This window comes from Pseudoxanthomonas koreensis (assembly GCF_010093225.1).
Classification (GTDB): Bacteria; Pseudomonadota; Gammaproteobacteria; order Xanthomonadales; family Xanthomonadaceae; genus Pseudoxanthomonas; species Pseudoxanthomonas koreensis.
Genome location: NZ_PDWM01000059.1, coordinates 1 through 12,435 on the forward strand (window position 1 = coordinate 1; position 12,435 = coordinate 12,435).

Genomic DNA, 12,435 nt, shown 5'->3' on the forward strand with positions numbered 1-12,435 from the left:
AGCGGGGCAAGTGCGCCAAGGTCGCCCTGGTGGCCTGCATGCGGGTCCTGCTCACCCGGCTCAACGCCATGGCGCGGGACAACACCCCCTGGCGCGAGGAGATGGCCTGAAGACAGTTGCTCCTACAGAAAGCGGTAGCGTGGTTTTGCGGCGCGGCGGCGTTGGGGCGATCGGCGTCGCAATGAGGGCTGCGGGCGCGCGGTTGTGCGGCGCAACGTTCCCTGAACGGCGGACGCGCTAAGGTACCCGTCCGCCATGACCGCCCGCCGGGTTTCCTCGCCCCGGGCTGCCTCGTCGATGCGGCACTCCAGGCACGCGCTCCCGGCCCGGACAGCCATGACGGCCCTTCAGACCCAGACACGGGAGGAACGGCCTCATGCCTTACGCAACCCACGACATCCGCAACGTGGCCCTCGCAGGCCACCCCGGCGCCGGCAAAACAACCCTGTTCGAAGCCCTGCTGCATGCCGGCGGCGCCCTGACCACGGCAGGCACGGTCGAACGCGGCACCACGGTGTCCGACTTCGATCCGATGGAAAAAGCGCGCGGCCATTCGATCGACATCGCCATCGCCAGCATCGACCACGCGCCCACTTCCGACCGCAGCTACCACCTCAACATCATCGACACCCCCGGCTATCCGGAATTCCGCGGGCCGGCGCTGTCGGCGCTGGCGGCGGTGGAGACCGCGCTGATCGTGGTCGACGCCGACACCGGCGTGGGGCACGGCACCCTGCGCCTGATGGAACGGGCGCGCGAACGCGGCCTGTGCCGGGCGATCGTGGTCAACAAGATCGACCACGAGCAGGCCGACTGCGCGCGGGTGATGGCGCAACTGCGCGAGGCCTTCGGCAACGAAGTGCTGCCCCTGAACCTGCCGGCCGACGGCGGCCGCCGCGTGGTCGACTGCTTCGGCGCCTCCAGCGGCGATTCGGACCTCGGTCCGGTGGCCGAGTGGCACCAGCGCATCCTCGACCAGGTGGTGGAAGTGGACGAAGGGGTGATGGAGCACTTCCTCGACGGCGGCGAAGCCGGGCTTTCGCCGCAGGAACTGCACGACACCTTCGAGAAGGCGCTGCGCGAAGGCCACCTGGTGCCGGTGTGCTTCGTCTCCGCGCGCAGCGGGGTCGGCGTGGCCGAGCTGCTGCAGGTCGCGGAACGGCTGTTCCCCGACCCGACCGAGGCCAACCCGCCGCCGCTGCTCAAGCGCAACGGCCACGGCGACGCGCCGCTGGACACCCAGGCCGATGCGCGCGGCCACGTGATCGCCGACGTGTTCAAGATCGTCAACGACCCGTTCGTCGGCAAGCTCGGCGTGTTCCGCGTCTACCAGGGCACAGTGAAGCGCGACACCCAGCTGTTCGTGGACGAGGGCCGCAAGTCATTCAAGGTCGGCCACCTGTTCAAGCTGCGCGGCAGGGAGCACGCGGAGATCGACGAGGCCATCCCCGGCGATATAGCGGCCGTGGCCAAGATCGACGACCTGCACTTCGACGCGATGCTGCACGACAGCCACGACGAGGACAGCGTACGCCTGGCGCCGACCGCGTTTCCCAAGCCGATGTTCGGCCTGGCGGTGCAGGCGGCCAGCCGCGGTCAGGAACAGAAGCTGTCGCTGGCGCTGCAGAAGCTGGCCGAGGAGGACCCGGCGTTCGTGGTCGAGCACAACGCCGAACTCAACGAGACGGTGATCCGCGGCCTGTCCGAGCTGCACCTGCGGGTGATGCTGGAGCGGCTGAAGGAGCGCTTCGCGGTGGAAGTGACGACCCGGCCGCCGCGCATCGCCTATCGCGAGACGGTTTCGGCGAAGGCCGAGGGCCACCACCGGCACAAGAAGCAGACCGGCGGCGCCGGGCAGTTCGGCGAGGTGTTCCTGCGGATCGAACCGTTGCCGCGCGGCGGTGGCTTCGAGTTCGTCGACGAGGTCAAGGGCGGGACGATCCCGGGGCAGTTCCTGCCGGCAGTGGAGAAAGGCGTGCGCCAGGTGCTGCAGGGCGGTGCGATTTCCGGGCATGCGCTGCAGGACGTGCGGGTGATCGTGTACGACGGCAAGCACCATCCGGTGGACAGCAAGGAGATCGCCTTCGTCACCGCCGGGCGCAAGGCGTTCCTCGATGCGATCGGCAAGGCGAAGGCGCAGGTGCTGGAGCCGATCGTGGACCTGGAGGTGGGCGCGCCGGAAGCGCAGCTGGGCGACGTGACCGGCAGCCTGGCCTCGCGGCGCGCACGCATCACCGGCACCGATTCGGCGCGCGGGGAAATCGTGGTCAAGGCGCAGGTGCCGATGTCGGAGCTGGACGGGTTCGCGGCGGAGCTGAAGTCGCTGACCGCCGGCAAGGGGCGCTATTCGCTGGATTTCAGCCACTACGAACCGGTGCCGCCGCCGGTGCAGCAGAAGCTGGTGGAAGCGTACAAGCCGAAGCACGAGGAGGATTGAGGGCGGGCAAGGGCGTGGGGGCTTGCCCGGCCCCCACGCGTGCTGGCCCGCGTTGCCGGCTCCCACCTGTAGGAGCCCACTTCAGGGGGCGACCCCACGTGGCTGGACGCAGCCACGTTGAACGCGGCCCATCCGGAGACGTCGCGTTGAGCGTGGTGTCCCAGGCGGGATCGGGTCGCCCCCTGAAGTGGGCTCCTACAATGGGTGTCAGGCCAGCGCCGCTTCCAGCAGGCGGCGCAGCAGCACCTGCAGCTTCTCCGCCTTCTCCGGCAGGTACTCGAAGCTGTCCTCGTCCATGTACGCGTGCTGGGCGATCTCCAGCTGCACCGCGTCCACGCCGGTTTCCGGGTCGCCGTAGTGGCGGGTGATGTAGCCGCCCTTGAAGCGGCCGTTGACCACGTGCGTGTAGTCGCCCTGCCCCGCCAGCACCGCGGCCAGGCGCTGCTGCAGCTGCGGCCGGCAGCTGGCGCCGGCGGCCGTGCCCAGGTTCAACTCCGGCAGCGCGCCGTCGAACAGGAACGGCAGCGTGCCGCGGATCGAATGCCCTTCCCACAGCACCGCGCGGCCGTGTTCGCCGCGGATCCGCGCCAGTTCAGCGTCGAGCGTGGCGTGGTACGGGCGCCAGTACGTTTCCACCCGCGCGGCGATCTCCGCCGCGTCCGGTTCGCAGCCCTCGCGGTACACCGGGTCGCCGCTGAACTGCACCACCGGGCACAGGCCGGTGGTGTTCTGGCCCGGATACAGCGAGGTATCGTCCGGCGGGCGATTGAGGTCGACTACGTAGCGCGAATGGCGCGGCACCAGGATCGAGGCGCCGAGTTGGCGGGCGAAATCGTACAGGCGCGAGACATGCCAGTCGGTGTCGGGCGCGCGGCGCGCGGTATCGGTGAGCCGTGCGGCGAGGCCTTCGGGCAACGCGCTGCCGTCGTGCGGCAGGCTGACCAGCAGCGGCGCGGTGCCCGGGTGCAGGGTGTAGATGTCCATGCGCCGATTGTACGCCCGCATTTCAGCGCATCAGCACCACTTCCTCGGCCGAGGTCGGGTGGATGGCGACGGTGTCGTCGAGCTGGCGCTTGGTCACGCCCAGCTTCAGCGCGACCGCGAAACCCTGCAGGATCTCGTCGGCGGCCTCGCCCAGCAGGTGGATGCCGACCACCCGCTCCTCCTCGCCCACGCACACCAGCTTGAACAGGCTGCGCTGCGGCGATTGCGCCAGCGCATGCAGCATCGGCCGGAAGCCGGCGGCGTAGGTCTTCACCGCATCGCCATGGCGCTGGCGCGCCTTCTCCTCGCTCAACCCCACCGTGCCCAGCGGCGGATGCGAGAACACGACGGTGGCGACATCGTCGTAATCCAGCTTCGCCCCGGCCTGGCCGCCGAACAGCCGGTCCATCAGCCGCCGCGCCGCGGCGATGGCCACCGGGGTCAGCGCCAGCTTGCCGGTGACGTCGCCCACCGCATGCACGCCCGGCGCCGAGGTGTCCTCGTACGCATCGACCACGATCTCGCCGTGCGCGCCGGTGGCCACGCCCGCCTGCTCCAGGCCCAGTCCCTCGCTGTTGGGTTGGCGTCCGGTCGCGAACAGCACCGTGTCGAATGCCTCCGGCGTCGCCTCGCCATCGCCTTCGTGCAGCACCCGCACGCGCGACCCCTGCGCTTCCAGCGCGCGTACCGGCGACGCCAGGTGTAGGCGCACCCCATGCGCGCGCATGTCCTCCTGCAGTTGCGCCACCACCTCGCCGTCCATCTCCGACAGCAGGCGCGGGCCACGGGCGAAGACCTCGACCTGGCTGCCCAGCGCCTGCAGCACGCCGGCCAGTTCCACTGCCACGTAACCGCCGCCGACGATGGCCACGCGCGCGGGCGCATGGCGCAGCGCGAAGAAATCGTCGGAAACCCCCGCCAGTTCCGCGCCGGGGATCGACGGCCGCCGTGGCCGACCGCCGGTGGCGAGCAGCACGTGGCGGGTACGCAGGCACTCGCCGCTTCCGGTTTCCACCGTGCCGGCATCGAGCAGGCGCCCGCGCTGCGGCATCCACGCCACGCCGGCCGCGTCCAGGCGCTGGCGGTAGCTGGCGTGGATGTTGCCGATGTAGCGCTGGCGGTGCGCGAGCAGCGCGTCCCAGTCCAGCGCAGGCTTCCCCACGCCGAAACCCAGCGCACCGGCCAGCGCGGCCTTCTCCGCCAGGTCGGCGGCCAGCCACATCGCCTTCTTCGGCACGCAACCCAGGTTGACGCAGGTGCCACCGAGCAGGCCAGGCTCCAGCAGTGCCACCCGCGCGCCATGCGCGGCGGCGCGGAAAGCGCCGGCCAGGCCGCCGGAGCCGCCGCCGATCACCACCAGGTCGAAGTCCGGCGGCGGGTTCGCGCCTGCGCTGCGGGCCATGCTTTCCTCCTGGCTGTTGCGTGCCGCCGCCGGGAATGGCCCGGCGGCGCTACTGGAACCGCTCCATGCGGTACGGCGCCGGGTCGATCGCCGGCGCGCGGCCGGTCATCAGGTCGGCCACCAGCTGGCCACTGGCCACGCTCATGCTGATGCCCAGCATGCCGTGGCCGGCCGCCAACCAGACGTGGGGATGTTCCGGCGAGCGTCCCAGCGCGGGCAGGTCGTCCCAGGTCATCGGGCGCCAGCCGTACCACTTCTCCTGCACCGCGGTGGCCGCCGGCGGCTCGCGCAGGTATTCGCGCGCGGCGCGCTCCAGCGCGGCCAGGCGCACTTGGTTGAGCGTGGCGTCGTGGCCGGAGAATTCCATCGTGCTGCCCAGGCGGAAGCCGCTTTCCCAGGCGGTGACGCAGACCGAACGGTCCTTGAGCACGATCGGACGCCGCGGCGCCAGCGCCGGCCGCGCGTAGGTGATCGAGTAGCCCTTGCCGGGCTGGATCGGCAGGCGCAGGCCCAGCGGCCGGATCAGCGCCGGGGTCCACGCCGCCATCGCCACCACCGCGTCGCGGCCGTCGCGCCCGCTTCCGCCGGCGATGCGCACGCGCACGCCATCCGCGCCCGGTTCCAGCGACTCGACCCGGCAGCCTTCCTCGATGACGCCACCCTTCGCGCGCACCACCCGTGCCAGTTCGGCCACGTAGCGGTCCGGGCGCAGGTGCCCGTCGCCGGGGAAGCGCACCGCGCCGACCACGCCTTCGCGCAACGAAGGCTCCTGGCGCAGGTAGTCGGCACCGTCGATCACCTCGGTGGCGATGCCCAGCTCGCGCAGCGGGCCGCACTCGCGCGCGTAATGGTCGAAGTTGCGCCGGTCGCGGAACACGTAGTCCAGCCCGGTTTCGCCGAACTCGCATTCCAGTCCGTAACGGGCGATCCATTCCTTCATCCGCGCCAGCGAATCGTCCAGGATCGCGGCGCGGCCGCGGCTGCTGGCCAGCCAGTCGCGCTGGTTGCAGCGGGCGGTGAAGCGCAGCAGCCAGTGCCACAGCGCCGGATCGATCCGCGGCTTGAGATACAGCGGCGCGTCGGGGGTAAACATCCATTTCAGCGCGCGCATGGGCACGCCGGGCGCGGCCAGCGGCGGCGCGTGGCCGGGCGTGATCGTGCCGCAGTTGCCGTGCGAGGTGGCGCCACCGACCGTGGCTGCCTCCAGGATGCGCACGCCGCGGCCGGCTTCCAGCAGCGCGACCGCGGTGGCCAGGCCGATGGCACCGCCGCCGAGGATGAGGACGTCGTCTTGGGAAGGGTTCACCCGTTCAATTGTAGAGCCGGGCTCGCCCGGCTGCCCGCACCACGTAGAGCCGGGCTCGCCCGGCTGCCCACGCCACGTAGAGCCGGGCTTGCCCGGCTGCCCACGCATGAAGCAACCACGAAAGGCAGCGGGGCAAGCCCCGCTCTACTCGCGGTCCAGGCTCACCCGCAGTCCTTCGGCGGTATTGCGCACGACGGTGACCTCGAAGTCCGGCGTCTTGCCGCGCTTCTTGACCAGCACGTCCTCGCCGTCGTCGGTCTCCACCTTGTAGACGTCCTTGCCGAACTGCGCCTTGATCGCATCGCGCACCAGCCGCGCGGCGCTGTTCTCGTGGGTGCCCTTGGGAATGGCCACGACCACGCTGCTGGCGGTGCCGTCCTTCGGCGTGAACGACAGCTCCACCTCGCCATCCACCTTGGCGCTGCCGCCGAGCTGCACGCGCCACTTGTTGGACGGACTGGCCAGCGCGGCGGTGGCCACGGCGAAGGCCAGCAGGAATGCGGCCGGCAGCTTCCAGGCTGCGCCGCGGACCAGTTCATTCGGGTGTCGCATCGGAGTTCTCCTTTCCAGTTGCCGGTGCGCAGGAGTCGCGGCGGGTCCGGCGCTCGCCGCGACGTGGCTCAGAAGCGGAACGCGTAACCCACCACCGGGCCGCTCAGGTCCAGGGTCACGTCGGCGTTGTCGTTGCCCAGCTTGCCTTCCAGGTAGCGGTAGCCGAACAGCCAGCCGCCGTTGCCGGTGCGGTAGCTGCCCATGAGCGATGCGCTCCAGGTGCCTTCGGTCTGGCCCCACGACGCGTCGCCACGCACGGCCATGCCCCAGCGGCCGGGGAAGGCCCAGGTGTAACGGGCGCCCAGCAGTGCGTCGAAGAAGCTGGCGCCGGCATCGAGGCTGCTCGGCGGGCGCGCCGGATTGTTGGGCTCGAAGCGCACGTTGAGGTCCAGGTCGACGTAACGCGCGCCGCCGAACAGGTCCAGGCCGCGGTCGCGCTCGCCGCTGGCGCGCCAGGAGACGGCGACGTCGAGCAGGCGCGCGTCGATGTCGTTCTCGGTGTGCGCGAAGCGCCCGTCCGAGCTGTCCGACAGGCCCAGGTAGATGAAGTCGGCGAACGCGCCCCATTGCCCGTTGCGGCCCTCGATCCGCCCCATGAACACGCCGTCCAGCTCGGAGAAGGCCGATTCGCTCTCCGATTCGGTCGGCGGATCGATGGTCCGCACGTCGGTGCCGATGCTGGCGGCCCACAGGTAGGGCTCCACCATCCAGTCCCAGCCGGCGTCGGCGGCAGGCGCCGCCCCCGCCGCGGCCAGGCCGGCCAGCAGGAGGCCGGTTCGCATCGCATGGATGCAGGTCGATCGGTACATGGCGGCTCCCGGGCGGTGGCGCGATCCCGGCATGGTGGCGCAGCCCGGAGTCCGGCGACATTGGACCGAAGGGCCATGCGAGGGCATGACGCCCCGCAGGCGGCGCGCTGCGCCTAGCGCACCGCCGAAGCGCCCCCACGCATCGGCTGCAGCGTCCAGTACGTCAGCGAACGCCACAGCCATTCGGCCGGGCCGAAGCGGAAGCGCTGCAGCCACCACTGGCTGTACATCACCTGCACCGCGAACAGACCCAGCGCGAACGGCACCTGCCAGAACCGCGGCAGGTGCTCGAAGAAGCCCAGCCCGTAGCCGTAGAACGCCAGCGTGCACACGATCGACTGCGCCAGGTAATTGGTCAGGGCCATGCGCCCGGCCGGCGCCAGCAGGTGCAGCCACCCGGCCACCTTCGGCACCTCCAGCCCGCGCATCACCCAGGCCAGGTAGCCCAGGCACATCATCGCCGCGGCCACCGCGCCCAGCGCCTGGGCCAGGCCGGTGTGCAGGTCGAACTTCATCACCGAGACGCTCGGCGCGATCAGGAACGAGGCCAGCATCAGCAGCAGCCCCGCCGGCAGCACCGCCCAGCGCAGCCACGGATACAGGCGCGGGTGCAGGTCCGGCCGCTGGATCGCGCGGCTGCGGGTGAACGCGGCGCCCAGCAGGAACATGCCGAACACCATCACCCCGAACACCACCAGGTTGGACAGCAGCAGCCCGAAGTCGCGCACGCGCTGGGCCACGGCCATCGCGTAGCTGCCCGAGCCGTAGGCCTGACGCTGTGCTTCGGCCATGCCGACCATTTCCGTGCCGGCTTCGGCCATCAGCGCATCCCAGCCCGGCACCCAAAGCGACAGCAGTCCCAGGCCCATCAGCATGGCTGGCGCGGCCAGGTAGCAGGCCACGCCCAGCCAGGCCAGCCAGCGCGCCGGCACATCGCGGAAGGCCAGCAGCGGGATCGACAGCAGTGCGTACGGCACCAGGATGTCGCCGGACCACACCAGCAGCGAATGGGCAAGGCCGATGCCCAGCAGGGCCAGGCTGCGCCGCCAGTACAGGCCGGCGAACGGGCGCCCGGCCACCTCGGCACGCTGGACCATCATCGCGAAGCCCATGCCGAACAGCAGCGAGAACAGGGTGAAGAATTTGCCCTGGACGAAGAAATAGACCAGCCCGTCGGCGATGCGGTCGGCGCCGGCCAGCGCCGGGTCCATGCCGGTGCTGGCCTGGAACACCGGGCCGACGAAGGACTCCATGTTCATCAGCAGGATGCCGCCGAGGGCGAACCCGCGCAGCACGTCCAGCGTGGCGATGCGTTCCTGCGGCGCGGTGGGCTGCAACGCGGCGTCGGTCATGTCATGGCTCCTTCCCCGGGGGCGCCATCATGACCCATCCCCCACCCCCTGTAGGAGCCCACTTCAGGGGGCGACCCGAAGACGCCGGAAGGCGCGCGCGGTAAACGCAACCGATCCGGAAGCGTCGCGTTGAGCGCCGAGCCGGCCGAGGGGCGGGCGTCAAGCCTTGTCCCCCCTCCCCCTCGCCGGTACGCTCCCCGGCGCATGTCCGGCTTCGTCCACCTCCACCTCCATACCGAGTTTTCGCTCGCGGACTCGACCATCCGCGTGCCCGAGAAACCCGAGCAGGCCGACCCGGCCAAGGCCAAGCAGCCCAACCTGCTCAGCCGCGCGGTGGAGCTGGGCCTGCCCGCGCTGGCGGTCACCGACCTCAACAACCTGTTCGCCCTGATCAAGTTCTACAAGGCGGCCGAGGCGGTGGGCATCAAGCCGATCGCCGGCGCCGACCTGGCCGTGGCGACCGGCCCGGGCGAGGCGCCCTGGCGGATCACCGCGCTGTGCCGCGACCACGGCGGCTACCTCAATCTCTCGCACCTGCTGACCCGCGCCTGGATGGAAGGCCACCGGCCCGAGGGCGGCGTGGCGGTGCGGCCGGAATGGCTGCGAGAGTGCGGCGAAGGCCTGGTCCTGCTCGCCGGCCGCGAGAGCCTGGCCGGGGGCCTGGCCGGCGAGCACCGCCACGACCTGGCCGAGCAGCAGCTGGCCGACTGGCAGCGCGCCTTCGGCGGCAACCTGTGCCTGGAACTGACCCGCACCGGCCGCGACGGCGAGGACGCGTTCAACGCCTTCGCCCTGCACGCCTCGGCCGCGCGCGGGATCCCGGTGATCGCCTCCAACGACGTGCGCTTCCTCGATGCTGCCGGCTTCGACGCGCACGAGGCGCGGGTATGCATCGCTTCCGGCCGCGTGCTCGACGACCCGCGGCGCCCGCGCGACTACAGCCCGCAGCAGTACCTCAAGTCGGGCGAAGAGATGGCGGCGCTGTTCGCCGACGTGCCCGACGCGATCTCCAACACGCTCGAACTGGCGAAACGCTGCAACCTCGAACTGACCCTGGGCAAGTACGCGCTGCCGGCCTACCCGGTGCCGTCGGACGAGACCCTGGACAGCTGGATCCGCAAGCAGTCGCACGAGGGCCTGGAAGCGCGCCTGGCGAAGAATCCGCTGGCGCCCGGCAAGACCCGCCAGGACTACATCGAACGCCTGGACTTCGAGCTCGACACCATCATCGCGATGGGCTTCCCCGGCTACTTCCTGATCGTGGCCGACTTCATCCAGTGGGGGAAGAACCACGGCATCCCGATCGGCCCGGGCCGCGGCTCGGGCGCCGGCTCGCTGGTGGCCTGGGCGCTGCAGATCACCGACCTGGACCCGCTGCCGTACAACCTGCTGTTCGAGCGCTTCCTCAATCCGGAACGCGTGTCGATGCCCGACTTCGACATCGACTTCTGCATGGACCGGCGCGACGAGGTGATCGACTACGTGGCCGGCAAGTACGGCCGCGAGCGGGTCAGCCAGATCATCACCTACGGCACCATGGCGGCCAAGGCGGTGGTGCGCGACTCCGGCCGCGTGCTCGGCTTCCCCTACGGCTTCGTCGACGGGGTGGCCAAGCTGATCCCGAACATCCTGGGCATCTCGCTCAAGGATGCGATGGGCGAAGGCAAGGATGCGGAGATGCATTCGGCCGAGCTGATCCAGCGCTACGGCGCCGAGGAAGACGTGCGCGACCTGCTCGACATGGCGCGCCAGCTCGAGGACCTGACCCGCAACGCCGGCAAGCACGCCGGCGGCGTGGTGATCGCGCCCGAACCGCTGCACACCTTCTGCCCGCTGTTTGCCGAACATGACCACGACGGCCTGGGCCGCAACCCGGTCACCCAGTTCGACAAGGACGACGTCGAGGCGGTGGGCCTGGTCAAGTTCGACTTCCTCGGCCTGCGCACGCTGACGATCATCGACTGGGCGGTGAAGGCGATCAACGAACGCCACGTCCGCGCTGGCATCCCGCCGCTGGACATCGCCGCGCTGCCACTGGACGACGCGGCGACCTACCGCGACATCTTCGCCAACGGCAACACCGGCGCGGTGTTCCAGTTCGAATCGGCAGGCATGCGCCGCGCGCTGAAGGATGCAAAACCCGACCGCTTCGAGGACCTGATCGCGCTGAACGCGCTCTACCGGCCCGGGCCGATGGAGATGATCCCCTCGTTCGTCGCGCGCAAGCACGGCACCGAGGAATTCGCCTATCCGGATCCGCGGACCAGGGCGATGCTCGAGGAGACCTACGGGATCATGGTCTACCAGGAGCAGGTCATGCAGATGGCGCAGATCGTCGGCGGCTACTCGCTCGGCGGCGCCGACCTGCTGCGTCGGGCGATGGGCAAGAAGGTGCCGGCCGAGATGGCCAAGCACCGCGAGATCTTCCGCGAAGGCGCGGCCAGGGGCGGCGTCGACGAGCGCAAGGCCGACGAGATCTTCGACCTGATGGAGAAGTTCGCCGGCTACGGCTTCAACAAGTCGCACGCCGCCGCCTACTCGCTGGTCGCCTACCAGACCGCGTGGCTGAAGCGGCATTACCCGGCCGAGTTCATGGCCGCCACGCTGTCCTCGGACATGGACAAGACCGAGAAGGTGGTCGACTTCCTGGCCGAGGCGCGCGGACTCGGGCTCACCGTGCTGCCGCCGACGGTCAACGATTCGGACTACATGTTCGTGGCGGTGGCCGCCGACACCGTGCGTTACGGCCTGGGCGCGATCAAGGGCGTCGGCCGCGGCCTGTGCGAGGCGATCGTGGCCGAGCGCCAGCAGGGCGGCGACTACCGCGACCTGCTCGATTTCTGCCGGCGCGTGGACACCACCAAGCTCAACCGCCGTGCGCTGGAGGCGATGATCAATGCCGGCGCGCTCGACGCGCTCGGCCGCAACCGCGCCACGCTGATGCTGCAGCTGCCGGAAGTGGTCAAGGCCACCGACCAGATGGCCAGGGAAGCGGCGGCCGGTCAGGTCTCGCTGTTCGGCATGCCCTCGGCCGACGCCGGCCCGGCGCTGGCGCTGGAACTGCCCGAGGCGGAGGAGTGGAGCCTGCGCCAGTTGCTCGACGGCGAGCGCGACACCCTCGGCCACTATCTCAGCGGCCACCCGTTCGACCCCTACCGCGAAGAAGTCCGGCAACTGGTCGGCAGCGACCTGGGCGAGCTGGACCGGCTGTGGGGCGCCGCGCCGCAGGGCGAGAAGCGCGGCTGGCGCCCGGAAGTGCAGGTGGTGGTCGCCGGCCTGGTGGTCGGGATCCGCCGCAAGGGCGACAGCCAGGTGTTCGTGCAGCTGGAGGACGGTCGCGGCCGGCTCGAATGCGGCGTGTTCGCCGAGGCCGCCGCCGACCTGTCCAGCCTGCTGGGGCGCGACCGCGTGCTGGTGGTCCAGGGCGGCCTGCGCGAGGACGAGTTCAACGGCGGCTGGAGCCTGCGCCTGAAGGCGGCCTGGGACTTCGAGCAGCTGTGCGCGAACAACGCCCAGCGCCTGTCGCTGCGCGTGGACCTGCGCGATCCCGCCACCTGGCAGCGCATCGACGCGGTCCTCGCCCGCCACCGCCC

At 70.6% G+C, this 12,435-nt stretch carries 8 protein-coding genes and 1 pseudogene; 3 read left to right on the top strand and 6 right to left on the bottom strand.

Annotated features, from left to right (window positions below; all coding sequences use genetic code 11):
* Window positions 1–110, top strand: a pseudogene (locus CSC64_RS13165) (IS110 family transposase); the annotation flags it as partial.
* 266 nt (window positions 111–376) lie between these two features.
* Window positions 377–2,437, top strand: a complete 2,061-nt coding sequence (gene fusA / locus CSC64_RS13170; protein ID WP_162435788.1) for an elongation factor G — start codon at window positions 377–379, stop codon at window positions 2,435–2,437.
* 207 nt (window positions 2,438–2,644) lie between these two features.
* Here the strand turns inward: fusA and hutG are convergent, their stop codons facing one another.
* From hutG to CSC64_RS13200, 6 genes are all read right to left on the bottom strand, one after another.
* Window positions 2,645–3,421 carry an N-formylglutamate deformylase gene (hutG, locus tag CSC64_RS13175; RefSeq protein WP_162435789.1) on the bottom strand — a complete coding sequence of 259 codons (777 nt, stop codon included), beginning with the start codon at window positions 3,419–3,421 and terminating at the stop codon, window positions 2,645–2,647.
* 22 nt (window positions 3,422–3,443) lie between these two features.
* On the bottom strand, window positions 3,444–4,823 hold the full coding sequence (gene gorA / locus CSC64_RS13180) for a glutathione-disulfide reductase (RefSeq protein WP_162435790.1): 1,380 nt from the start codon (window positions 4,821–4,823) through the stop codon (window positions 3,444–3,446).
* Between the two features lie 49 nt (window positions 4,824–4,872).
* On the bottom strand, window positions 4,873–6,129 hold the full coding sequence (locus tag CSC64_RS13185) for an NAD(P)/FAD-dependent oxidoreductase (protein ID WP_238390046.1): 1,257 nt from the start codon (window positions 6,127–6,129) through the stop codon (window positions 4,873–4,875).
* A 144-nt stretch (window positions 6,130–6,273) separates the two neighbouring features.
* Complete coding sequence (locus tag CSC64_RS13190) at window positions 6,274–6,681, bottom strand: hypothetical protein (protein WP_162435792.1); 408 nt, start codon at window positions 6,679–6,681, stop codon at window positions 6,274–6,276.
* A 68-nt stretch (window positions 6,682–6,749) separates the two neighbouring features.
* On the bottom strand, window positions 6,750–7,463 hold the full coding sequence (locus CSC64_RS13195) for a hypothetical protein (protein WP_162435793.1): 714 nt from the start codon (window positions 7,461–7,463) through the stop codon (window positions 6,750–6,752).
* 140 nt (window positions 7,464–7,603) lie between these two features.
* Window positions 7,604–8,842 (bottom strand): DUF418 domain-containing protein, encoded by a 1,239-nt coding sequence (locus tag CSC64_RS13200; RefSeq protein ID WP_162435794.1) that lies wholly within the window; start codon window positions 8,840–8,842, stop codon window positions 7,604–7,606.
* Between the two features lie 204 nt (window positions 8,843–9,046).
* Between CSC64_RS13200 and dnaE the strand changes: the two genes are divergently transcribed.
* A partial coding sequence (gene dnaE, locus CSC64_RS13205) for a DNA polymerase III subunit alpha (RefSeq protein ID WP_162435795.1) occupies window positions 9,047–12,435 on the top strand: 3,389 nt, incomplete at its 3' end.